The organism is Marinobacter alexandrii, from assembly GCA_039984955.1.
Classification (GTDB): domain Bacteria; phylum Bacteroidota; class Bacteroidia; order Cytophagales; family Cyclobacteriaceae; genus Ekhidna.
The window spans coordinates 18346-40641 of sequence record JBDWTN010000007.1 but is presented as its reverse complement, the minus strand read 5'-3'; the positions used below and the strand labels follow the sequence as shown (position 1 = coordinate 40641).

26 protein-coding genes are annotated in these 22296 nt (G+C 37.8%); 10 read left to right on the top strand and 16 right to left on the bottom strand.

What is annotated here, in order from left to right; genetic code table 11:
• Window positions 1-24: 24 nt before the first annotated feature.
• Window positions 25-1308, top strand: coding sequence for a sodium:proton antiporter (locus ABJQ32_06475; GenBank protein ID MEP5289278.1), 1284 nt, complete (start codon window positions 25-27; stop codon window positions 1306-1308).
• 81 nt (window positions 1309-1389) lie between these two features.
• Window positions 1390-2016 (top strand): GPP34 family phosphoprotein, encoded by a 627-nt coding sequence (locus ABJQ32_06470; GenBank protein MEP5289277.1) that lies wholly within the window; start codon window positions 1390-1392, stop codon window positions 2014-2016.
• A gap of 28 nt (window positions 2017-2044) precedes the next feature.
• On the opposite strand, the gene ABJQ32_06465 is transcribed toward ABJQ32_06470, so the two are convergent.
• The 6 genes from ABJQ32_06465 to ABJQ32_06440 all read right to left on the bottom strand — a co-directional run bounded on the left by ABJQ32_06465 (window position 2045) and on the right by ABJQ32_06440 (window position 7204).
• A complete protein-coding gene (locus tag ABJQ32_06465) occupies window positions 2045-2482 on the bottom strand; it encodes a hypothetical protein (protein MEP5289276.1) in 438 nt (145 codons plus the stop codon).
• Window positions 2479-3567, bottom strand: coding sequence for an ion channel (locus ABJQ32_06460; protein MEP5289275.1), 1089 nt, complete (start codon window positions 3565-3567; stop codon window positions 2479-2481). Before ABJQ32_06460 ends, ABJQ32_06465 begins: the two co-directional genes overlap by 4 nt.
• A 68-nt stretch (window positions 3568-3635) precedes the next feature.
• On the bottom strand, window positions 3636-5189 hold the full coding sequence (locus ABJQ32_06455; GenBank protein MEP5289274.1) for an ABC transporter permease/substrate-binding protein: 1554 nt from the start codon (window positions 5187-5189) through the stop codon (window positions 3636-3638).
• A complete protein-coding gene (locus tag ABJQ32_06450; GenBank protein MEP5289273.1) occupies window positions 5186-5986 on the bottom strand; it encodes an ATP-binding cassette domain-containing protein in 801 nt (266 codons plus the stop codon). The genes ABJQ32_06455 and ABJQ32_06450 overlap by 4 nt, the downstream gene beginning before the upstream one ends.
• 61 nt (window positions 5987-6047) lie before the next feature.
• Window positions 6048-6353 carry a hypothetical protein gene (locus ABJQ32_06445; protein MEP5289272.1) on the bottom strand — a complete coding sequence of 102 codons (306 nt, stop codon included), beginning with the start codon at window positions 6351-6353 and terminating at the stop codon, window positions 6048-6050.
• 2 nt (window positions 6354-6355) lie between these two features.
• Complete coding sequence (locus ABJQ32_06440; protein MEP5289271.1) at window positions 6356-7204, bottom strand: 3'-5' exonuclease; 849 nt, start codon at window positions 7202-7204, stop codon at window positions 6356-6358.
• 116 nt (window positions 7205-7320) lie between these two features.
• On the opposite strand from ABJQ32_06440, the gene dnaB reads away from it, so the two are divergent.
• Both dnaB and ABJQ32_06430 read left to right on the top strand, forming a co-directional pair.
• Entirely contained in the window at window positions 7321-8865 is a 1545-nt protein-coding gene (gene dnaB / locus ABJQ32_06435) for a replicative DNA helicase (GenBank protein ID MEP5289270.1), read from the top strand.
• A gap of 73 nt (window positions 8866-8938) precedes the next feature.
• Window positions 8939-9925 (top strand): zinc-binding dehydrogenase, encoded by a 987-nt coding sequence (locus ABJQ32_06430; protein ID MEP5289269.1) that lies wholly within the window; start codon window positions 8939-8941, stop codon window positions 9923-9925.
• A 10-nt stretch (window positions 9926-9935) separates the two neighbouring features.
• Here ABJQ32_06430 and ABJQ32_06425 read toward each other — a convergent pair whose 3' ends face one another.
• The 3 genes from ABJQ32_06425 to ABJQ32_06415 form a co-directional block, all read right to left on the bottom strand.
• Window positions 9936-10523: a YdeI/OmpD-associated family protein gene (locus ABJQ32_06425; protein MEP5289268.1), complete on the bottom strand. Its 588-nt coding sequence runs from the start codon at window positions 10521-10523 to the stop codon at window positions 9936-9938.
• A gap of 38 nt (window positions 10524-10561) precedes the next feature.
• Window positions 10562-10720, bottom strand: a complete 159-nt coding sequence (locus ABJQ32_06420; protein MEP5289267.1) for a hypothetical protein — start codon at window positions 10718-10720, stop codon at window positions 10562-10564.
• Window positions 10721-10794: 74 nt separating this feature from the next.
• Complete coding sequence (locus tag ABJQ32_06415) at window positions 10795-11118, bottom strand: hypothetical protein (protein ID MEP5289266.1); 324 nt, start codon at window positions 11116-11118, stop codon at window positions 10795-10797.
• 87 nt (window positions 11119-11205) lie between these two features.
• On the opposite strand from ABJQ32_06415, the gene ABJQ32_06410 reads away from it, so the two are divergent.
• Window positions 11206-11787 carry a hypothetical protein gene (locus ABJQ32_06410; protein MEP5289265.1) on the top strand — a complete coding sequence of 194 codons (582 nt, stop codon included), beginning with the start codon at window positions 11206-11208 and terminating at the stop codon, window positions 11785-11787.
• A gap of 2 nt (window positions 11788-11789) precedes the next feature.
• Here ABJQ32_06410 and ABJQ32_06405 read toward each other — a convergent pair whose 3' ends face one another.
• From ABJQ32_06405 to ABJQ32_06375, 7 genes are all read right to left on the bottom strand, one after another.
• Window positions 11790-12038: a SemiSWEET transporter gene (locus ABJQ32_06405; GenBank protein MEP5289264.1), complete on the bottom strand. Its 249-nt coding sequence runs from the start codon at window positions 12036-12038 to the stop codon at window positions 11790-11792.
• A 4-nt stretch (window positions 12039-12042) separates the two neighbouring features.
• Complete coding sequence (locus ABJQ32_06400) at window positions 12043-13011, bottom strand: YpdA family putative bacillithiol disulfide reductase (GenBank protein MEP5289263.1); 969 nt, start codon at window positions 13009-13011, stop codon at window positions 12043-12045.
• A gap of 82 nt (window positions 13012-13093) precedes the next feature.
• Window positions 13094-13606, bottom strand: coding sequence for a hypothetical protein (locus ABJQ32_06395; GenBank protein ID MEP5289262.1), 513 nt, complete (start codon window positions 13604-13606; stop codon window positions 13094-13096).
• A gap of 32 nt (window positions 13607-13638) precedes the next feature.
• The gene (locus ABJQ32_06390; GenBank protein MEP5289261.1) at window positions 13639-14853 is read right to left on the bottom strand and encodes a serine hydrolase domain-containing protein; all 1215 of its coding nucleotides are present in this window, start codon (window positions 14851-14853) and stop codon (window positions 13639-13641) included.
• 5 nt (window positions 14854-14858) lie between these two features.
• Window positions 14859-15677, bottom strand: coding sequence for a helix-turn-helix domain-containing protein (locus ABJQ32_06385; protein MEP5289260.1), 819 nt, complete (start codon window positions 15675-15677; stop codon window positions 14859-14861).
• A 172-nt stretch (window positions 15678-15849) separates the two neighbouring features.
• Entirely contained in the window at window positions 15850-16578 is a 729-nt protein-coding gene (locus tag ABJQ32_06380) for a head GIN domain-containing protein (GenBank protein ID MEP5289259.1), read from the bottom strand.
• Window positions 16579-16753: 175 nt separating this feature from the next.
• Window positions 16754-17557 (bottom strand): M57 family metalloprotease, encoded by an 804-nt coding sequence (locus ABJQ32_06375; protein MEP5289258.1) that lies wholly within the window; start codon window positions 17555-17557, stop codon window positions 16754-16756.
• A 259-nt stretch (window positions 17558-17816) separates the two neighbouring features.
• Between ABJQ32_06375 and ABJQ32_06370 the strand changes: the two genes are divergently transcribed.
• The 5 genes from ABJQ32_06370 to ABJQ32_06350 are packed head-to-tail and all read left to right on the top strand — an operon-like array spanning window position 17817 to window position 22279.
• Window positions 17817-18554, top strand: a complete 738-nt coding sequence (locus tag ABJQ32_06370) for an electron transfer flavoprotein subunit beta/FixA family protein (protein MEP5289257.1) — start codon at window positions 17817-17819, stop codon at window positions 18552-18554.
• 1 nt (window position 18555) lies between these two features.
• Window positions 18556-19506: an electron transfer flavoprotein subunit alpha/FixB family protein gene (locus tag ABJQ32_06365; protein MEP5289256.1), complete on the top strand. Its 951-nt coding sequence runs from the start codon at window positions 18556-18558 to the stop codon at window positions 19504-19506.
• The gene (locus tag ABJQ32_06360) at window positions 19506-20087 is read left to right on the top strand and encodes a bifunctional nuclease family protein (GenBank protein MEP5289255.1); all 582 of its coding nucleotides are present in this window, start codon (window positions 19506-19508) and stop codon (window positions 20085-20087) included. Before ABJQ32_06365 ends, ABJQ32_06360 begins: the two co-directional genes overlap by 1 nt.
• Before the next feature lies 1 nt (window position 20088).
• Window positions 20089-21402 (top strand): nucleoside transporter C-terminal domain-containing protein, encoded by a 1314-nt coding sequence (locus tag ABJQ32_06355; protein ID MEP5289254.1) that lies wholly within the window; start codon window positions 20089-20091, stop codon window positions 21400-21402.
• A gap of 16 nt (window positions 21403-21418) precedes the next feature.
• Entirely contained in the window at window positions 21419-22279 is an 861-nt protein-coding gene (locus ABJQ32_06350; protein ID MEP5289253.1) for an FKBP-type peptidyl-prolyl cis-trans isomerase, read from the top strand.
• Window positions 22280-22296: the final 17 nt, after the last annotated feature.

Here is a 22296-nt window from a genome sequence, read left to right as displayed (position 1 = left end):
AAGAAACTTCTACCTACTTCGCCGATGAGTATATTAGAATTAATCACCTTGCTGATTTTAATGGCCGCTGCTTTTACGCTAATTAATATTACCGTAGTAAAGCTGCCTTCGACCATTGGGTTGATGTTGATTGCCTTGATCATGTCTCTCGCAATACTTATTTTGGGCTATTTTGTGCCGTCAGTTACCGAAGGAGCAGAGCATATAATCGCTGAATTCGATTTCGAAGAAGTACTGATGAATGTGATGCTCAACTTTCTTCTATTTGCAGGAGCACTTTCTATCAATTTGAATAAGTTGATGGAGGAACGTGTTCCGGTTGTAATACTTGCAACGGTTGGGACGTTAATGTCAACTTTTATAGTAGGCTTCTTAATCTTTTATATCTTCCCGCTCTTGGGCTATGAAATCGATTTGATCTATTGCTTGCTTTTTGGTGCTTTGATTTCACCAACGGACCCGATAGCCGTATTAGCATTGACAAAAAAGGCAGGACTTTCGAAGAAATTAGAAATTAAAATTGCTGGAGAATCACTTTTCAATGACGGAGTTGGTGTTGTTGTATTCCTAACTATCCTCGGAATAGCGAAAGCACAGGCCGGTATCCATGAGCCTGGTGGACATGGTTCAGGCGAAATAACGGCTGCTAGTGTTGCAATGCTATTCAGTGTTGAAGTATTCGGAGGATTGCTACTTGGTGCTGTGTTTGGGTTTTGTGGCTTCAAGCTGCTGAACTTTATTGAAAATGATCATGTGGAGCTTGAAGTGCTCGTTACTCTGACTCTTGTGATGGTTGGCGGTCGTGTTTCGGAGATGATTCATGTTTCGGCACCACTTGCAATGGTGGTAATGGGACTGTTTATTGGTAACCAAGGAAGAGATGAGCATCTGGCCAATGCTACGGGAGAATATGTTTTTAAATTTTGGCATTTGCTTGATGAAGCCTTAAATGCGATTCTTTTTATATTGGTTGGATTGGAGATGTTGGTAATAGCTGAATCCTTCACACTTGGCAACCTTGCAATAGGAGGTATAGGTATTGTTATTGTATTGACAGCAAGATTTTTAGGTGTAAGTATTCCTATTACAGTGATGAAGCGATTTAGAACTTTTGAACCAAAAACAATTCAAATTTTAACTTGGGGAGGGTTAAGAGGAGGTATCTCGGTGGCACTAGCTCTTTCATTAACTGATTTGGAGTGGATCGACACCTCGATAAAAGATACAATTCTATTCACAACTTATTGTGTTGTGGTGTTTTCGATTTTAGTTCAAGGACTCACAATTGGAGCTTTGTTGAAAAAATAGATTAATACCATCCCACATTTAATTAAAATTTATGAACTTCGCTGTTCTGACTAAACTGTAGATAAAAGAAAGTAACCAACTATGAAACTAAGTATCGCTGAAGGATTTTATTTAATTGCTTTAGATGACGAAGAAGGTCGAATCTTGGCTGCTGCAGAAAAAACCGTAGTTCCTGGAGTGATTTCTGCATGTATTCTGGAGTTATACCTTTTGAAAAAGATTAAGCTTGATGGTGGAAATGTTTCAGTAATTGACACCATTGGTACAGGTAATGGTATTCTAGATAATGTATTGAAGAAGCTTCAGACAGGCCCATCTTTTATTGATCAAGTAAAGGCAATGTCTTCTAAGTTTAAAGACATTCAAGAAGATTTGAATGCGCTTTTAGTACAGAGAGGTATTCTAAGGAAGGAAGAAACAAAATTGCTTTGGATTCCTCTTTCAGATCGAATGGACAATGCAAATTATGCCTTCGAACAAGAAATTAGAAATAACTTGAAGGCAATTGTTTTCAAAAGCGCTAAGCCTTCGCCTGCATTTACTATTCTTTACTCAATCATTGATGATTGTAACATTCTTAGTGAAGTATTTAAGGATAGAGATGAGTTGATAGACGCGGAAAAAATTGGGAAAGATATTGTTGCAAATTCTGGAGTTGATGCTTCTCTAGCAGATGCGCTTAGTCAACTAAAAGCGTTTTTCGCATAACATATACAATTAGGAGAAGAGAATGATTTTATTCGTTCTCTTCTTTTTCTTTAGTTACCAGATCCTCTTTTCGTAATTCTTCCAATTCCCCTTTTTCAAGGGATAGAAACTCAACTAATTTAGTATCAAATTCTGACTGACCTGAGTCAGTAGAAATATTGTACATTCTTGAATACATCTTATTTTGAAAATGCTGTAAAGCTCTCAGATAAGATAAAATAGTGTCTTGTTTTTCCATCAGAGTATTGGCTCTAAAAGCCATAAAACCAAAACCTTCGTGAGGATTGTTATTGTCTCTCTCAGTCAAAATGTATTCTACACCATCCACGGATATTTTAGTAAAGTGCGTATCCTCAAAACTATCTTTGACAGCTCTGGGCCTAAACTCTTCACCTTCATTAATGTCTTTGTTTTTACAACCAATTAATGCTGCAATCAGCAGTGAGAGAGATAATAGCTTTTTCATTTTCTTCTATCCTTTACAGTACCTTCTTCCACACCAAATATTTTCTTCAACAGTTTAAAAGCTTTTCCATTTAAAATGATGATTAAGTAATCTCCAGATGTGATCTTTAAATCACCCAAAGGATTCTTAATTAGCTTTTTTTGGCCAAACTTGTCACGTTTGGTGATACCAATAAGTACACAATTGTATCGTTTCTTGAGGTCAAAGAAAACATCCTGATAGGCTTTGCCACTGTAAGGATTGTTAGGGGTAATCAAAAGCTGTTTGATATCATAATCGCTATCTGACTTAGCATAAGAAAGGATAGATTCACTGTAAGTAGCTACGTCAGGCTCAAACATGTACGATGCTAGTAATTTAGATGATATCTCTTGAGTCGAGATAGTGTTACTGACACCAGCAGATAGGAATGTGTTTTTCAAATCTCCATTTTCAAGTGTCACTACGAACTCAGTTTCAGGAAAGATTTTCTTCAAGTTCAAGACATACACCAATTTGTCTGTGTCGTCCATCATATTGACAAACACAATAGTAGCCTCCTCAATATTGGACTTTTTGATGAGTTCATGATTATTATAATCGCTGAACAGTACGAAGACATTCTTAGAGTTATATTTTTCTCGAATGAGATCAACATCATCTTTCTTATTGGTGACAACAGAAACTCTTCTACCTACACCTACCAGTTGATCAACTACATGCCACCCAAAGTCATTCCATCCAATGATTACAGCATGATTCGTGAAACTTGTGCCGGCGTATCCAAGCTTCTTATTTTCCTTAATAGTTGTCATAAGCGTAGTAAGTTTTCCAATTAAAATTCCGAAAATACCAATACTGGTAAGTATGAAAATGAGAGATATATATCGACCCCAAATCGTAGCTGGAAATATATCTCCATAACCCACTGTTGTTAGCGTTACCAAAGAATACCAAAATGCATTGGAGTAATTGTTAAGTGCAGATTGATCACTATCTTTTTCTACGAAAACCAATAGCCATACCAATATCAAGTAGATGACAATGACTAAGGAGACAAGGCTAAATAAACGTAGGCTAGCGTTCTTTTTAAAGGTGTTAGGCATAGGGCTAGGTAAAAATCAAATATAACATAATATAGGCTTAATTTTGATTTAGTTTATTGTGATGGGAGTTACTTTTTAAGATAGTCGGATAACTGACTGATGGTTTTGATTTGGAGAGAATCGGCATGTGCTTTTCTCATCATTAAGGCAAAAGTGTTATTAAAACCTAACGGAGGCATTACCGTGATACTATGCTTTTCAGCTAATTCAGAACGAACACTTTCCAACACAATTTCTGTATCATTGAAGTCTGATACGTCTGCAGGTTTCTTGTTTAGAAGTACCAAATAGGCAGTGCCAGTATATTCTGGGTAAATATCAATTTCGCCAAATCTCAATGCATCAAAAACCAACTTAGTGCCCCCAAAACCTAGTTGTAATTTGGTTTTTAAGGAAGTTTTATTTTCAATAAGTTGTGAGAAAATGTAGGCCAAAAGGAAATTTTCTGAAAATGCTTTCGAACCTATTACTAGATCCGGATTCGGCCAAGAACCAGCTTCTGGGTTTGCGTAGATATTCAAGGTCTTTAAAAACTCATTGGCTACAGTTGATAACTCTCTTTTGTTTCCATCTACTTCATAGTTTAAGCTTGCCATTAAGGAATCAGATAGAGCGTTTGATAATAGAGCGAAGCATTCATTCAATTGGGGATGTTTAGCCAAAGAATTGCTGTTGACAAGAGGCACGGCATAGTATGGAGGGAAGTAATCTTTATCATCTACTAAAGATTGCAAATTGAATTCCTGAATTCTACCATCGGTACTAAACCCATCTATTACATCTACATCTCCTTCGTACAGTGCGTGGTACATTAAAGCAATTTCCATTTCTTTTATTTCGATAGGGAGATCATACATTGAATCAAGCCCCATGTAGCCATCTTCTCTTTCAATGAATTCGGAATTAAACCCCGCAACTAATTTGCTTTCAATCTCTGATTGAGAAAAACTGCTTGCAATAAGAATCCCACCCACGAGGCTCACAACTAGAATCCACGTTGATTTGCTTCTATAGTTTTTTTGAATAAGCCCAAGTAGGGAGTCTAATCCAATTGCCAAAATAGAAGCTGGAATTGCTCCAGCGAGAATCATTTGAGAATTATTCAACGAAATACCTCTAAAAATAAACTCACCTAAGCCACCTGCGGCGATTAATGCGCAAAGTGTAGCTATACCTACATTAATAACGGTAGATGTACGAATACCTGCCAGGATAACTGGAAATGCTAAGGGAAATTCAACATACCTAAGCAATTGGATTTTAGTCATCCCCATACCCACTGTAGCCTCTTTGATTGCTGGGTCTATCTCTTTGATACCAGTGTAAGTATTTCGCACAATCGGTAGTAGTGCATAAAGGAAGAGGGCAATGATGGCAGGAGTGGTACCAATACCAACAAGAGGTAGCAAAAATCCGAGTAAGGCAAGGCTAGGAATAGTTTGGATTACACCTACAAAACCTAAAGTGACTGAGGCTATTTTTTCGATTTTTGTAATGAGAATCCCTATTGAAATTCCAAGAATCGTTGCAATGATCATTGAAACAAGCGTGAGTTTTAAGTGTTCCGCTGTTTGATCAACGATTTCATCCCAATGCGATATGATGAATTCCCACAGACTCATGGTTTGTAAGAGTTTAAAACTTCATTGAGTTTAGATCTACGATTCTTCTCGTCAATTGAATCATTATTCAGGAAGTCAATTAAAGATTCCCCATCTATTTGTGCACTGTGAAGGAATAACGACACTTTATCCTTAGCTATGAAAGAGGCCACAAAATCATTAGCAGGATTTGAAAGAATTTCTGTGGGTGTAGCAAATTGTTGGACTTGACCCTTATTTAAAATAGCTATTCGATCGCCCAGCTTAAATGCTTCTTGAACATCGTGTGTTACCAATACGATGGTCTTCTCACGTAAAACAGAAAGGTTTAGGAAATCCTCCTGAAGTTGATTTCGTGTAATGTTATCCAGCGCACTGAAGGGCTCATCCATTAAAATAAGATCAGGATCATTTGCAAGAGCTCTAGCAATACCAACACGTTGCTGTTGTCCTCCGCTTAATTGAGAAGGGAATTTTAAAAGTAGGCTTTCATTCAGATCAACTAAAGTAATGAGCTCTTTGAGCTTTTCTTGAGTGAAAAGTTTACGGTCAATCCTATTGACCAGGGAAATATTTTCCTCAATGGTTATGTGAGGTAACAAGCCAACATCTTGAATTACAAAGCCAATGTTTCTACGAAGAGTATGCTTTTCTAATACGTTGATGTTTTGATCATCTACCAGTATTGCACCGCTATCTGGTTCAATGAGTCGATTGATTAACTTAAGAAGAGTTGTTTTTCCACATCCACTTGGGCCTAGCAATACAATCGTTTCTGAAGGTTGTATTGCTAGCGAAACTCCTTCAAGTACAGGCACTTGGCCGTACGATTTATAGATGTCTTTGAGTTGAAGAGATACGATAACTTATCTACTTTTTCTAAAGATCGATAATTATTTCATTATTCTCCCTTTCTGAAGTGCCAGATCTCAATATTGCTTGTGTACACTTCAGCAAATCAGCAGAAACTAGAAAGGGTTTTACTATTTCAAAGAGAGCCTTTGAATCTAGACCATAAACAAATAAAGATCCATGACTACCATCCATCGCAATTTCGTGACCGTCGAAAATTCCTAGTGAGTTATCATTTAGAACTTCTCTTAATTGTTCAGATAATCTATGTACGGGTTCCAAACTATTGATCCATCCTTTAAAGTGAACAACTATGGATTGTTTGTCATACATATTTACCGATTAAAGCCTCTCAATTTGATTTTGGTTAGCTTTCGTTTAGTATCAAGTGGGAAATCTCCTTTCATTACCCAGTCATAGAAGCTGGGTTCTTTTTGAAGAATTTCTGAGACAGGCTTCCCTCGATGCTTTCCAAAATTGAATACCTCTATTCCGTCTTTATAAATCATGCGTCCGGCAAAATCAACTCTTGAAGACATGGCAAGATCATGAAGTATGCCCATATCATTTTCGATGGTAGCTAGCTTCTTCCCGAGTGTGTCGAATGCATCCTGTCCTTCATATCTTTCAATCTGCGATACCAAAACTTCATAAGTAGCTTTGGTATCTGCCAGCGCACTATGCGCATTCTCTAGGTCTTTGTCACAATAGAATTTAAGTGCAGCAGTCAAGTTTCTTTTTTCCATCAGATGGAAAATTTTTTGAGCGTCAACGATTTTTCTTTGTTCTGTGTCAAAATCGACATTGGCACGTAAAAACTCTTCAGCAAGCATGGGAACATCAAATCCCAGTACATTAAATCCAGATAAATCACACCCCTCAAGGTATTGAGCCAGTGATTTAGCTATTTGATTAAATGTAGGCTCATCTTTTACATCCTCATCATATATCCCATGAATCATGCTGGTTTCTGTGGGTATTGGAATGGTGGGATTGATCTTTCTGGACTTCTCTTCAATAGTACCATCAGGCATTACTTTGACCATTGCCATCTCGACTATGCGGTCCTGAGAAATATTGGTTCCTGTCGTTTCGAGATCAAAAACGACAAGGGGGTTTTTAAGATTGAGTTTGAACAAAATGTTGCTATTAAATAGGTATGGATCAAAGATAATATAAAGCACCAAAGAGACTAATTAATCGTTGTGGATAAGTACGGTGGAAAAGTGTTAGTAAGTCAACTTAAAAATTAGCGGATCATGGTCAAGCAAAAGCTAAGTTTGCAGGACCAATCTCAACTTTGAAAAAATTCTTAATGGAAGGAGCTCAAAAACCGTCAACAACACAAGCAAAAAGCCGTAGAATCGGCCTTTCCACAGTTCAAGAGCATTTAGGGAAATTACCACCACAAGCAGTTGAGATAGAAGAAGCAGTTTTAGGGGCACTCATGTTGGAGCGTGATGCACTTTCCAACGTTATTGATATTCTGCATTCAGAAAGTTTTTACAAAGATGCTCATCGCGAAATTTATGCAGCAATAGTAGTGCTATTCAATGATAGCCAGCCTATTGACATCAAGACAGTCACTCATCAGCTTCGTAAAGTGGCCAAGCTAGACATTGTAGGCGGAGCGCATTATGTAGCTGAACTTACCACTAAAGTAAACTCTGCTGCAAACATTGAGTATCATGCTCGTATCATTGCCGAGCAGTCAATCAAGCGTGAGTTGATACGTATTTCTTCAGAGATCCAAAAAGATGCCTATGAGGATACGACTGATGTATTCAAATTGTTGGACAGGGCAGAGCAATCACTATTTGACGTTTCTGAATCTCACATAAGAAAGAACTATGATAAGATGAGTGCATTGATGCATCAAGCCATTGATGAGATTCAAATTAGAAAAGATCGTAAAGATGGATTGACGGGAGTGCCTAGTGGATTCTCTGCATTAGATCGCGTTACATCAGGATGGCAGCCGTCAGATTTAGTCATTATTGCAGCAAGACCAGGTATGGGTAAAACTGCATTTGTCGTATCAGCACTTCGTAACGCAGCTATTGACTTTAATCATCCAGTGGCTATTTTTTCTCTTGAGATGTCCTCAGTTCAGTTAGTCAATCGATTGATTTCTGCTGAAGCTGAGCTGCCTAGTGAAAAAATTAAAAAGGGAGACCTTGCAGACTATGAGTGGGAGCAGATGATTCACAAAACGAGAAAATTATCTGAAGCTCCAATTTTTATTGATGATACACCTGCACTGAGTATCCTCGAGCTAAGAGCTAAGTGTAGAAGACTAGCTGCTCAGCATGGAGTGAAGCTGATCATCATTGACTACTTACAACTGATGAGTGGTGATAGCAGCAAAGGCATGGGAAATCGTGAGCAGGAGATTGCTTCAATTTCAAGAGCATTGAAGGGAATTGCTAAAGAGCTGAATGTGCCAGTACTTGCACTATCTCAATTGAGTAGAGCCGTGGAAACAAGAGGAGGAGATAAGCGACCTCAACTTTCTGATTTGAGGGAGTCAGGATCTATTGAGCAAGATGCAGATATGGTAATGTTCCTTTACCGTCCAGAATATTATGGTTTAGATACGGATGAATCGGGTATGCCTTTGCAAGGGTTAGGTGAAGTGATTATTGCCAAACACAGAAATGGTTCATTGGATACTGTCAATCTTAAGTTCATAGGCAAATTTACCAAGTTTACGGACTGGGATGGAGATCAGGGCGATGGTTTTGGAGGTTTTCCAACTTCAGGTCCAACCAATTCTGACTTCACAATTACTTTGCCAAGTAAAGCAAATGGTGGTGATCAGCAGGAAGACGATGCTCCTTTCTAGAAAAGGATAGAGGCCAGCTTCGAAAGCTATGATGCTGACAATTTAGAACTTTTAGAATTTTGCTATTAAGGAAATGAAAGCGATTACGATTACCGAAGAATCGGAACCATTACAATTAGTTGAGGTTGACAAGCCTGAAATTTCAGAAGACCAGTGCTTGATTAAGTTGTCTGCCTCTGCACTTAATCGCCGAGATCAATGGATAAGGGAAGGTATGTATCCAGGTATCCAATTTGGCACAATACTGGGATCAGATGGATGCGGAATTGTAGAAGAAGGCCCTGCTGAGTGGAAAGGAAAAAAAATTATTATCAATCCAAATGTAGATTGGGGGAATAATCCAGATGTTCAATCTGCTAGTTACTCAGTTCTTGGCATGCCTACCAATGGAACACTTGCTGAATACATCAAAGTACCAATTCACAGATTACATGAAAAACCAGCTCATTTGAGTGATGCAGAAGCAGCGGCATTGCCCCTTGCAGCGCTTACCGCCTTCAGAGCTACGATAAAGAAAGGACTCTCAAATCAAGGAAAAAGAGTGCTTGTTACGGGAGCAGGAGGTGGAGTGAGTCAGTTTGCAATTGCTTTTGCCATAGCCTCTGGAGCGCAAGTTTATGTCACGAGCGGTAGCGAGGAGAAGATTGATCGATTAAAGGAGATGGGAGTGAAGGAGGGTTTTAATTATAAAAATGAAAAATGGGAGAGGGAGGCAAGTAAACATGGAGGGTTTGATGCGATTATTGATAGTGCAGGAGGTAATCAGCTAAATAATTACCTGAAAATGATAAAACCTGCTGGTCGAATAGTCATGTATGGAAGTACTACTGGACATCCGGAAAAATTAGATGTATTCAGACTATTCTGGTCCCAAGCACAGATTATGGGATCTACTATGGGTAGTGATGATGAGTTTAAGGAAATGTTGGAGTGGGTTAATGAATATCAAATCTTTCCAACTATAGATAAAACATTTGATTTAGAAGACTACATTCAGGCATTTGACAGATTCAAAGACCCAGACTCTGTGGGAAAGATTGTGATTGATTTTAGAAGCTAAATAGATAAGATTATTTGTACTTATCATTCAAGCCAACTTGGTCAAGAATCATTGGAATGATTTTTTGAAGTCGCTTTTGCTTTGTTTCGTCTCGCTTTGCTGTGGCTATGTATTCAGCATATTCTCTTTTGTAAGAAAGCGATAAATTTTCGAATGCTTCCGAAAGTGGACTATTAGAAGCCAGTGCTTCTTTCAGTTCGTCTGGAATAATCAATGGCTTTTTCTCTGACTTTATTTCTTTACCGTCTTTCTGATTTTGTATGGCTTCTTGCACGTATTTCAAAACCAGTTTTTCATCAATATCATCAGAAGATGTAAATCGCCATTGTCTCAGACCTTTCGTTTTTTCTTCTTGTGCATTGACTAATACACATGCGGAATCTTTCAGGAAAGCCCCATTGAAAAACCAGAGGCCAGCATAGCTTTTGAAAGCGCCAATGCTGACTATGTTTTTATTCCCAAGACAGTAAGTAGGTATTCCCCATTTCATTCTTTCATCTAGTTCTGTCTGAAGAATGATATGCTGGAGTTTTTCAAGAATGGAGAGATAGCTGGGATTCGAATCGAAATATTCTTGAGTAGTCTTGGCCATTTTCATAGACCAAATTTAAGTCATACGAAATCTATGTCTAGTTTTCAGATCTCATCTGAGCCATCACTCAATGACTTGAAAGTTCTTCTACTTGTGTAATCATCGGGTTGGTCATCCATTTTTTTGAATTGTGTAAATGAACTTATGACCCAAACAATTAGAGCTATTAAAATAATTATGAATGCTATCGTGATAATGTTCATGTTAATCTATATTATTTCAATCTTATTTTACAAACAGCCTTAGGTACAGATTGTTTAGATTTTTCTTCTTGTATCTATTCTCTATCAAATTCGAAATTTTGATGAGCTGCTTTTAACTCAGCAAGTGCTTTTTGATTCTCTTGCTTACCTGCCAATTCAATACCTTCTTGAAAAACCTTATTTGCTTCCTCCCATTCTTCATTATCCCATAGCAAGTGGGCGGCTTTGAAATAAGAAGGCAAGTAATCAGGATATTCTAAAAGTAGTTTCCTTAACAATTCCAATGATTCTTCAGCGTCTACATCATAGTATTCCATGGCCAATGCATACCTATTGAAAGGGTTGGAAGGCTCTTCGTCTATGAATTGCTTTAATAATTTGATTCTTTCAGCATTCATGGAGCGAATCTAGTCAATGAAAAGAGCTTAAATCAGTATCAAATTAGGTAGATCATTATTTGTTAGGATTTAGCTTAAGTTTATCGAATGAAATCAATATGTTCAACTGCTTTGTTTATTACACTACTTGGTTCGGTTATCGGCCAGGGAAATAGAAATGACCATTACTATGAAATACCGGATTCTCCGAAGAAGTATACTGCAGGAACTGTAGCGGCCCGTGTAGTGGATGGATTAGGGTTTAGATACTATTGGGCCACTGAAGGGCTGAGAGCTGAAGACCTTGCATTTAAGCCTAGCGAGGAGGCTCGAACGATTGAAGAAACAATAAATCATATAGTTGTATTGGTAGGAATTCTTTCCAATGCAGTTGATCAGAAGCCATTCAATGGTATCGATATAGAAGGGATGTCCTATGAGGACAAAAGAAAGCTGACCCTCAGTAGTATACGAATGTCAAGTGAACGCTTAAAAGAATCAACTCCTGATGACTTGATGAAATATGACATGATATTTTCATCAGGAACTGAATACCCTTTTTGGAATTTACTAAATGGTCCTATTGCAGATGCAATCAATCATGTGGGGCAAATTATTTCATTGAGACGGACGAATGGAAACCCATACAATCAGAATATTAGTGTGCTCAGTGGTAAGGTGAAGGGCTAACTTTAGCCATGTTTCACTTTCATTATCAATATGATTCCTGTAAGAATCAACGTTATTGAATTCGCTAGAATAATAGGCAAATTGTTTAAGTATAAGCCATACACCAGCCAGCAACCAACGCCGGTTGTAAATAAGACATACATACCTAGAGAGATACTCTCGGTGTTTCGAGTTCGGATAGTTTTGATCGCCTGAGGCGCAAACGATACAGTTGTAAGAAAGGCGGCAATGAGGCCAATGTATTGTTCCAATGTATTAATTCTTAGAAAGGTGACTGATAATTAGTTCTGCATGCTCTCTGGAGTTTTCAATAAACCATGTATTGGTTTTCAGCCCACCACAGATCACACCTGCTAAATAAACTCCATCTACATTTGTTTCCATGGTTTTAGCATTATAGAAGGGAGTTTTAAATTCATCTTTTCCAATTTCAACACCTATGCTTTTAAGAAATGAAAAATTTGGTTGGTAACCAGTCATGGCAAGGACAAAATCATTTGGAATAGTAATGTTTTCCTTAGGAGTTTTTATATCGACAGATTGCTCTGAAATCTTTGTAATGTTGCTCTGAAAGTAAGCTTTGATTGATCCTTCCTTTATGCGATTATCAATATCAGGTCTTACCCAATATTTTACTCTAGGATTAATTTCCTCCTCCCGAATCACCATAGTAACGCTTTTAGCTCCTTTACGATACACCTCAAGTGCCACATCGACAGAGGAGTTAGCAGCTCCAACTATCACGACATCCATGTCATAGTAGGGGTGAGGTTCATCGTAATAATGCTTAACCTTTGATAAATCCTCTCCGGGTACATTCAATAAGTAAGGCAGATCATAAAAACCAGTTGCTATAATTAAATTTTTTGCAGTATAATTTCGTTTATTGGATTTGACTATAAAGCCTTTACCCTTTTTTTTCACCTCTTCCACTTCTTCATACAATCGTGTTTGTAGTTTCCAGGAGGAGGCTACTCTACGATAGTATTCCAATGCTTCCGCTCTAGTAGGTTTAGGGTTATGGGAAATGAAAGGAACCTTGCCAATTTCTAAGCGATCAGAGGTAGAGAAGAAGGTCATATTTTTAGGGTAATTGTAGAGGGAGTTCACTAAGCATCCTTTATCTACAATTATATAAGAAAGGTTAGCTTTTTGCGCTTCTATTCCACATGCCAATCCAATAGGGCCAGCTCCTACGATTAAAATATCAACTTCTTCACTCATAGGACGAAGGTAGTTTGCTAGATAATTTTATCACTACTATCTATTTGCTTAAGTCACTTTAATGACAAAAGATCACAAGGATTTAGTTTGCGTCACATGAAATCACTGTAAAATTTCCGTTTACGGTATTATCACTGTCTAGTGTTGCATCCATTCTACCAGTTATTTGTGTTTCTGAAATGCTTAAAATTTCAACAGCTCCTATAAAAGCTAAATTGTTTTGAGGAATTCCATCTTCGCCATTTGGATTGACCAGATTAACTACAATCCCACTAAAAGAACTAATATCGAAGAACAATTCATGTATTCCAATCTCATCAGGCAGTATCGCGGAAGCTGAAACAGATTCATTGCCAAAAATCTCACATATATCACCTTCTTCAGAAACGTCGTATAATCTGATACTGATTGTCCCCTCATCAAAGCCTTCATCAAAAAAACCTCCTTTACTTGTAAAACTGATACCATCAATGCTACCTTGAAGGTCTTGGTCTATAAAGTCAAATGAGGGGCCTGAATCTGAATCATCATCTCCACAAGCAGGTAGAAAAACAGAAAATGCTAATGAGACAAAGGAGAGTTTTAAAGCTTTCATAACTTTTTTTTCAAAAATAGTCTAGACTAAACTTATCTATCTATTTCCTTCATGAATATTTCAGCAATGGGTCGTATGTACTCAAATAACTCAAAGCGCCCATGCTGACCGGATCTATTCATGGTAAGTGCCATTACTAAATTATATTCTGGATATACGATTAAAAGAGCGAGTCCACCTACAGCCATTCCTCCATGATGAATCACTTCAATTTGCTTTGCTCCATCAAAGTATCGTTTTGAAAAACCATGACGCCACCCCAATGCATAGTTCTGCTCATTGATGGTTCCGTCTGAAAGTACTTGTGGAGTAGTTAGCTCTTTTATGGTTCTGTGATTGAGAAATGTACTATCCAATAATACATTACCGACTTTAACTAAATCAGATGGTGTAGAAAGAAGTCCGCCACCGGCCCATTTGTTGCTCAGGTTCACGGAAAAAGATTGCTTGAATATCCCTCTATCAATCTCATAAGGGACTGATCTATTTGATATTTCTGATTCTTTTATGTCAGGCTGTGTATACTTCATATCAAGTACTTCAAATACATCATTTTTCATGTATTGAATAAAACTCTTGTTAGCAACTTTCTCTATAGCGAAGCTTAAAGCAGTGTAGTTATATGAACTATATGAAAAATCAGTTCCAGGTTTGAATAGTAGCGGATCATTAGAAAATTCATCGACACTCTCTTTTACACTGGAAAACTCCTTGTTTCGATAATATTCCCAAATAGGAAAGCAAAAACATACACCATAGTTTCGAATACCTGATTGATGTGAAGCTAGTTGTCGAAGTGTAATTTTAGGTTTATCGATGAATGCGTCGGTATAATATTGAATAGATGAGTCCAGACTGATTTTCTCATCATCAATAAGCTTCCCTAATCCCATAGATGTTATAGCCTTGGAGACGCTTCCAATGCGATACAGGGTACTCGTATCTGCAGGAGTTTTATCTTCGATTGATTGCATGCCCGCAGCGTATGTCCAAACCATCTTCCCATCGATCATTGCTGCAATTGAAATAGATGGAGATGAGCTTTCTTTCTGAACTTTTCGCGCAGATTTTTCTGCTAGAGAAATAGCAGCTAGATAAGAAGAATCTTGGATTCCTGTAAAACCCTCTTGATCAATTTGTTTTGGAATATCATTCCATCCAAAATTCCATTCTATGATATTTTGGAAGAGGCAATAGGTTATTGATATCAGACCAATCAGCCCGAAGCATAAAAACGTTTTTTTCATGATGATTAGGCTTTGAGACGTTCTGCTTTGATGAACTCATATCCCTTGAATAACAGGATAATCTCTAGAATGATTGCTGGCACCAATACAACAAAACCCAAAAAGAATAGAATGACTAATACAAAGCATGCTCCTGCAATAATTTCAGTTATTCCAGCTGCTCTTGCGAGTACTCCCATTCCATCCTGAAGTCTCATAAAACCTATGCCCAGAATAATCCCTACCGCACCTACAGAAATAGATTCACCTACCCCAAACATGATTAGGTTCCCCTCACTGATTTTAATGTAAAGTGAAGCAATGTCTAAAGATGTCGATAGAGCAAAAAGACCAATCATTATATAGCAAGTAATTTTCAATAGATAGTTGTCGAAGTAGTCTGAAAGCCGAATGAAGCCGTAGAAGAAGAAAACGTATGATATGAAATAAATGATCTTAATAGGTATGTAAAATTGTGGTGATGAGTCAAGTTGAATAGTCTCAAACCCTAGGTTTTCATATCTGGCGAAATCATATGCAGCATCAATAAACCCAACGATAAAATAGATAATCCCTGAAATCCATGCTACCGTGAGCCAAGATTCTAATGAAGAAAGGTAGCGTTTAGGCTTAGTGATTTTGACCTCTTCTTTAAAAATTTCGAAATCTTCACCGAGGGCAGAAAGGAGTATTCTAACGGTAGAAATTCGAGGTGTTACATCACCAGACTCTATTCGTTGAATTGTTCGTACACTTACATTGCAAGCATCTACCAACTCTTCCTGTGTGAGATTCTTCTGCTGTCGAAGATCTGCCAATCGTATTCCAAGTTCGGGCTGTTTCATTTTTGTAATTGTTTTTGCAATTCTATCTCGACTTGGATTTCTTGCCAAATAAATAACTTGCAATATACCCGTCATTTGCCCGTCAATTTAAATGAAGCTGCCTTTGATCTAAAAAACCATCCATAGGATGGATGGTAGTGCCAGAGTTTTAAGAAAAATGAAATTCGTATTTCTAGTAAGTGCGCTCTACTTTACCGGATCCATATTCTTTCTTCTTTACTTCCTTTGTATTCCCTTTGAACTTAATAGTACTATCTCCATAAACGTAGGCCTTTAAGTCTTGAGAAACACTAATTTCAACGTCACCTGAACCGGTAGATTTGGCAATTGCTGTTTTTAAGTCTAAATCGAAAGCTTCTATTTTCCCGTAACCTGACTGTTCCAGATTTACATGATTTGCATAGCCTTTAAGTTTAATCAAACCATTTCCTGAATTGTTTATAGACAGATCTTTTCCTTTAATATCTAGTTCTAAAGTTCCTGATCCTGAAATATTTAATGTCAATGTATTCGAGGAGATGGAATTTTTAGATACTAGTTTACCATTTCCATTCACCGATATAGCCTTTACTTCTTGCATGGAAAGGTAAACATCAAGTTTGGGAGCTATTTTGATATCATCGATTTGTTCCCAGATGCTTTTATCTTTTTCGTCACGTTCAATATCAATATTTAGTACGCCATCTTCTACAGTGAATTCGGAGATATCCAAAAATTCTTTTAATGCTTTGACTTCAATTTTCGTCTCATTCGATTGTTTCAAATAAACATTATATCGGGAGTTTAGATTGACGCTGTGGAATGTCTCAATCAATTCAATTTCTTCATTCACAATTTGAGATTGTGGTAAGGCGAAAAGGGGACTGAATATTAAGACGAGTATCGAAAATGTATTTTTCATAGTTATCATTTCCGAGTAAGAGCTTCGAAAGTTGTGCCAATACTGTTAGAGCTTATGAGTTGCAATTAAGGGTATTAACAATTTCTCAATATGGGAATTAGTATTATAAATTGAGAATGAAAAAAGGTGCAGAAAACTCTGCACCCTAAAATCAATCGATATGGTGTTTTCCTATTTAATACACATATTCTAGAGCTGTTTGATCATCGGTAGTAAATGGTCTATCTCCTTCCGGGGATCCACATGCCAGCATCCAGGAGTTTGCACTAGGACCTGATGGTGTACCAGGAATATAATTAGCTCCTATACCACCATCACCTTCATTGTCAGGAGCCCCGCCACAACTGTAGCTTCTGTCCATATAGTCTGTATGACGAAACCCTATGCAATGACCCATTTCATGAGCTATGGTTGTGGCTAACCCATTAATGTTTGAGACATTGTCATAAAAGGCTCTGGTCATCAGAATTGTTCCGTGCGGGTTCCCATTTTCTGGAAAGCCAGCTGAACCCAAAATTCCAAAGAAATAGTAGTACCAAGGAGATGCCCTTATTGTGATATCCGCTTGACCGGCACTCGTCACTCGCTGAAAAGTCAAATTCAGGCTTTCCGAATTATACCTTGAAATAGCAATGTCTGTTGCTTGCGCATAGTTAGCGGGCATATTCTGAACGTAAACATTGATTGTTCTTGGAGTTGCAGTCACTAGATTGTCTGTGTGGTAATGCTCTTCAATAAGAAGCCCATCACTTGGAGACATTTGATTCAATTGCTCAAGGGAGATTAAAATATCACCTTCAATAAACAACTGATCGTCATACATTTTTACTTCATCTGCATTAAATCCTAATGCAGAAATTTTAGCCAATACCTCAGGAGGAACATCATCTAACTCCGGAGTTTGTGTTTCACTTTCTTGACATGACCATAGTATGATCATAGCTAGGGCATAGAAGCCCAGCGTTTTTAATCTTCTCATAATAATTAATATTTGGTTCTTAATAATGAATTTAAAATATAATTTGGAATTATAAAACCATTATCAGGAATAATAATTGTATTGAGCGTTTTTGATTAAGTATTTCATGTTTCGTAATAAATCATTTGCTGATTTTATGAAAAGCATAGATTCAGTCTTCCCAAATTCGACATAATTGCTAACTTCGAGGTTCGAAAATCAGAGGGGTTGAACTGTTTCGCTTCTCGCTTGTTTCTTCTAAAAACACTCGATTTAATAAATGAAAATATTAGTTTGTATAACGCATGTGCCTGATACTACATCTCGTATAGGATTTACCGATGATGATACGAAGTTTGACAAAAATGGTGTTCAATTTATCATCGGACCCTATGATGATTATGCTCTTGCAAGGGCTGTAGAGTTGAAAGAGCAAAGCGGAGGAAGTATTACAGTCCTGAATGTAGGAGAGGCAGAAACAGAACCGACTATAAGAAAGGCGTTGGCTATAGGAGCGGATGATGCTATCAGAGTTAATGCATTTCCAGAAGATGCTTTGTTCGTAGCAAAACAGATTGCCTCCATAGCAAAGGATGGCGGATATGATTTAATCCTGATGGGAAGAGAATCTATCGATTTCAATGGGGGTCAGGTTCATAGTATGGTAGGTGAGCTTCTAGGAATACCTTCCTTGTCACCAGTTATGACGTTAGATATTGAAGGAACCACAGCTAAAATATCGAGAGAGATAGAAGGAGGAAAAGAATATATGGAATTGCCACTACCTTTCGTGGCTGGGTGCCAAGAGCCAATAGCTGAATGGAAGATTCCAAATATGAGAGGAATTATGAGCGCAAGAACTAAGCCCCTAGAGGTGAAAGACCCAACTGGAGATTCAGCTAAGACTAAGGTTAGTAAGTTTGAACTACCTCCAGCAAAAGGAGACGTTAAATTGGTAGATCCAGATAATATGGATGAATTGGTGAATTTATTGAAGAACGAAGCAAAAGTGATATAATATGGCAGCATTAGCATTTGTAGAAACGGACGAAGGAAAAGTAAAGAAATCATCACTTGAAGCTGTAAGTTATGCTCACGCAGTGGCAGGTGATGTCACTGCTATAGTTTTTGGCAATGTTTCAGACATTGATGAAATAGGAAAAGCAGGAGCTGGGAAGGTATTGAATGTGACAGATGAGAAATTATCTTCACCTAACATTATGGCTTATGCGTCGGCTATAGCAGAGGCTATGAATCAGGAAAACGCAGACCTCTTGGTCTTAGCTAAAAGCTCTTTGGGAGATCCAGTTTCAGCAAGAGTATCCATTAAAGTAGATGCTGCGTTGGCTTCAAATGTGTCCGATTTACCTGACACATCAAGTGGGTATGCAGTTAAGAAAAGTATTTATACAGGAAAGGCATTCGCGAATACCAACCTTGAGGGAGATAAGAAAATTATCATTATCAAGAAAAATGCGATCGCTATTAAAGAAGATGGCGGATCTGCAGAAGTAGTTGGATTTTCACCAAACATAAGTGATGGTGATTTTACAGTAAAAACGACCAAGGTAGAAAAAGCGGAAGGAGATATTCTTTTACCAGAAGCGGATTTAGTTGTTTCAGGAGGTAGAGGACTCAAAGGCCCAGAGAACTGGGGAATGATAGAAGATCTGGCAAAGACACTTGGAGCTGCTACTGGCTGTAGTAAACCTGTATCGGATATGGATTGGAGGCCTCATCACGAGCATGTGGGACAGACAGGTATTAAAGTAAGTCCTTCACTATACATAGCTGTAGGGATTTCAGGAGCTATTCAGCACTTAGCTGGTGTAAACTCCTCAAAGTACATTTTGGTAATCAACAAGGATTCAGAAGCTCCATTTTTCAAAGCGGCTGACTATGGAGTTGTTGGTGATGCCTTCGATGTACTTCCAAAACTTACTGAAGCAATTAAGAAGGCACAGGGTTAATGGCCAATGATAAGATAAAATTGGAGATTTTAGGATTGTCTTCTAGCCAATCCCAATCAGGCTCCTTTGCATTAGTTCTAGGAGAGACTGGAGGAAATAGACGACTTCCAATCATCATAGGTATGTTTGAAGCTCAGGCAATTGCGATTGAAATAGAGAAGATTGTTCCAAATCGACCTATGACGCATGATCTTTTCAAAACTTTTTCTCATAATTTCGAAATTGAAATCAAAGAAATATACATCTCAGATTTAAAGGAAGGGGTATTCTTTGCCAGAATTATCTGTGAGCATGAAGGTAAAGTATTTGAAATCGACTCAAGACCTTCTGATGCAATAGCCATAGGATTAAGATTCAATGTTGATTTCTTTACTAACGAAAGCATTCTAACTGAAGCAGGTATAGTTCTCACAGATGAATTTGAGGATGAGATTGTAGAGAGAGAAGTAGGTAAATCAGAAAATAAAAACATAGAGGATCTGTCATCAAGTGAGCTTGAAAAACTTCTCAATGAGGCGCTAGATAAAGAAGATTATGAAAAAGCTGCCCATATTAGAGATGTGTTGAATAAGCGAAACTAGTATGGATTACCTAAGAGGAATTGTCGGACTTATAGGACTCATAGGTATTGCTTGGTTACTATCAGGTAACCGTAAAAATGTAGACTTCAGATTAGTTGGTATCGGGATTACCATTCAAGTAATCATAGGCTTAATGATAGCGAACGTTGATTTTGTAAATCAACTTTTTTCGTGGGCAAGTGCTGGATTTGTAAAATTCCTCAATTTCGGATTAAAAGGCGCTGAATTTTTATACGGAGACTTAGCAAAAAATAGCGAAGCGGTAAGAGATGCAAAACATAATCTGGGATTTCTATTTATTTTTCAAGCCCTTCCTACAGTCATATTCTTTTCAGCCGTCACGGCAGGACTATATTACCTCGGACTATTACAGAAGATAGTTTATGGATTTGCGTGGCTTATGGCAAAAACTATGAGACTCTCAGGAGCTGAAAGTCTTTCAGCAGCTGGAAACATTTTTCTAGGCCAAACGGAAGCACCTCTTCTTGTTCGCCCCTTCATCTCTAAGATGACTAACTCTGAGCTTAATTGCCTCATGACAGGAGGTATGGCAACCATTGCAGGTAGTGTATTAGGAGCGTATGTCTCTTTTTTGGGCGGAGGAGACCCAGTCCAACAACAAATTTTTGCTACCTATCTATTAAGTGCTTCAATCATGAATGCACCGGCGGCAATAGTGATGGCTAAAATATTTTTACCTGAAAATGAACCTGAAAAAATTGACAGTAGCCTCAGCGTAAATAAAGAAAATATTGGAGTGAATCTAGTGGATGCTTTAGCGAGAGGAGCTTCTGATGGAGTCAAACTTGCATTGAATATTGCAGGAATGCTACTTGCTTTTATAGCAGTCATCTTTGCATTGAACTGGATTCTCGTCGATGGTATTGGCGAATGGACGGGACTGAATGAATTTGTCGTACGAACTACCGATGGTGCGTTTGATGGGTTTTCATTGCAGTACATATTGGGACAGGTTTTTAGAGTTTTTGCATTTATCATGGGAGTTGATTGGGCTGAAACTATTAAAGTGGGGAGTTTATTAGGGCAGAAAACAGTCATAAATGAATTTGTAGCATATCTCAGCCTTGCTGATATGAAGTCGGCTGGACTATTAAATGAAAAGTCTATAATCATATCTACTTATGCTCTTTGTGGGTTTGCAAACTTTAGTTCAATAGCTATTCAAATAGGAGGAATTGGCGGAATGGCACCCAATAGACAAGCTGATCTTTCAAAGCTAGGGTTGAGAGCCCTTGTTGCTGCTACTTTAGCTACAATGATGACGGCTACAATTGCTGGGGCTTTATTCAGTTAATATTAAAACGAGAAAGATGAAAAAGTTATTTTATACTTCAGTGATACTATCATCAATATGGATGACTAGTTGTGGAAACGATGATGAGCCTGTTAGCCGAGAAAAACAGTTATCTATTGATTTAGCGGTCATCGATAACCATTTAGATGAAAATAATATAGATACAGAAGAGCATGAATCTGGTATAAGATATGTGATGAATGTGGAGGGAACTGGAGATGGACCTTCCATTGGTGATAAAATAGCACTAAAATTTGAAGGGTTTTATTTGGATGGTGGAGTAATAGGCAGAGACACAATTGGTTTTACTCTTGATTTTGGTTCTCAGTTAATAGAAGCATGGAGACTAATGATACCTGAAATAAAAGAAGGAGGATCTATCACAATCTATGCTCCATCAATCTATTGTTTCGGATCTGTAGGTAATGGACCTATTCCTCCAAATGCAAATCTGATCTATACCATTGAGGTGATATCAATAATAGATGATGTAGAAGAACAACAAAGCGTGGATGAAGCTATCATTGATGAATTTCTTTCAGAAAGTGGTATTGAAGCAGAAACACACTCTTCAGGTATCCGGTTTGTTACTGAAGTTGAGGGGACGGGGGGTACTCCAGCATCCGAAGATGAGGTAGTTGTGAAGTATGAAGGAACGGTTTTGTCGGGAGCTGTTTTTGATTCGAATGATGTAGGAGTTCAGTTTGCGTTAACAAATTTGATAGAGGCCTGGCAAATTATGATACCAACGATGAGTGAGGGAGGAAAGATTAAAATATACACTCCTTCGATATATGGATATGGCCCTTCAGGCAATCAAACCATTCCTCCAAATACAATATTGGTCTTCGAAATTGAACTCTTGGAGGTTAAATAGCTAGATTGATAAAGAAC

What these genes read in the sequence shown, in the direction of transcription:
- ABJQ32_06465 (MEP5289276.1), bottom strand. Translation starts at nt 2,482, where the DNA reads ATGAAAAAGCTATTATCTCTCTCACTGCTGATTGCAGCATTAATTGGT.
- ABJQ32_06430 (MEP5289269.1), top strand. Translation starts at nt 8,939, where the DNA reads ATGAAAGCGATTACGATTACCGAAGAATCGGAACCATTACAATTAGTT.
- ABJQ32_06395 (MEP5289262.1), bottom strand. Translation starts at nt 13,606, where the DNA reads ATGAAAGCTTTAAAACTCTCCTTTGTCTCATTAGCATTTTCTGTTTTT.
- ABJQ32_06460 (MEP5289275.1), bottom strand. Translation starts at nt 3,567, where the DNA reads ATGCCTAACACCTTTAAAAAGAACGCTAGCCTACGTTTATTTAGCCTT.
- ABJQ32_06375 (MEP5289258.1), bottom strand. Translation starts at nt 17,557, where the DNA reads ATGAGAAGATTAAAAACGCTGGGCTTCTATGCCCTAGCTATGATCATA.
- ABJQ32_06360 (MEP5289255.1), top strand. Translation starts at nt 19,506, where the DNA reads ATGGCCAATGATAAGATAAAATTGGAGATTTTAGGATTGTCTTCTAGC.
- ABJQ32_06415 (MEP5289266.1), bottom strand. Translation starts at nt 11,118, where the DNA reads ATGAATGCTGAAAGAATCAAATTATTAAAGCAATTCATAGACGAAGAG.
- ABJQ32_06425 (MEP5289268.1), bottom strand. Translation starts at nt 10,523, where the DNA reads ATGAAAATGGCCAAGACTACTCAAGAATATTTCGATTCGAATCCCAGC.
- ABJQ32_06420 (MEP5289267.1), bottom strand. Translation starts at nt 10,720, where the DNA reads ATGAACATTATCACGATAGCATTCATAATTATTTTAATAGCTCTAATT.
- ABJQ32_06455 (MEP5289274.1), bottom strand. Translation starts at nt 5,189, where the DNA reads ATGAGTCTGTGGGAATTCATCATATCGCATTGGGATGAAATCGTTGAT.
- ABJQ32_06400 (MEP5289263.1), bottom strand. Translation starts at nt 13,011, where the DNA reads ATGAGTGAAGAAGTTGATATTTTAATCGTAGGAGCTGGCCCTATTGGA.
- ABJQ32_06385 (MEP5289260.1), bottom strand. Translation starts at nt 15,677, where the DNA reads ATGAAACAGCCCGAACTTGGAATACGATTGGCAGATCTTCGACAGCAG.
- ABJQ32_06390 (MEP5289261.1), bottom strand. Translation starts at nt 14,853, where the DNA reads ATGAAAAAAACGTTTTTATGCTTCGGGCTGATTGGTCTGATATCAATA.
- ABJQ32_06410 (MEP5289265.1), top strand. Translation starts at nt 11,206, where the DNA reads ATGAAATCAATATGTTCAACTGCTTTGTTTATTACACTACTTGGTTCG.
- ABJQ32_06350 (MEP5289253.1), top strand. Translation starts at nt 21,419, where the DNA reads ATGAAAAAGTTATTTTATACTTCAGTGATACTATCATCAATATGGATG.
- ABJQ32_06370 (MEP5289257.1), top strand. Translation starts at nt 17,817, where the DNA reads ATGAAAATATTAGTTTGTATAACGCATGTGCCTGATACTACATCTCGT.
- ABJQ32_06445 (MEP5289272.1), bottom strand. Translation starts at nt 6,353, where the DNA reads ATGTATGACAAACAATCCATAGTTGTTCACTTTAAAGGATGGATCAAT.
- ABJQ32_06355 (MEP5289254.1), top strand. Translation starts at nt 20,089, where the DNA reads ATGGATTACCTAAGAGGAATTGTCGGACTTATAGGACTCATAGGTATT.
- ABJQ32_06475 (MEP5289278.1), top strand. Translation starts at nt 25, where the DNA reads ATGAGTATATTAGAATTAATCACCTTGCTGATTTTAATGGCCGCTGCT.
- ABJQ32_06380 (MEP5289259.1), bottom strand. Translation starts at nt 16,578, where the DNA reads ATGAAAAATACATTTTCGATACTCGTCTTAATATTCAGTCCCCTTTTC.
- ABJQ32_06470 (MEP5289277.1), top strand. Translation starts at nt 1,390, where the DNA reads ATGAAACTAAGTATCGCTGAAGGATTTTATTTAATTGCTTTAGATGAC.
- ABJQ32_06365 (MEP5289256.1), top strand. Translation starts at nt 18,556, where the DNA reads ATGGCAGCATTAGCATTTGTAGAAACGGACGAAGGAAAAGTAAAGAAA.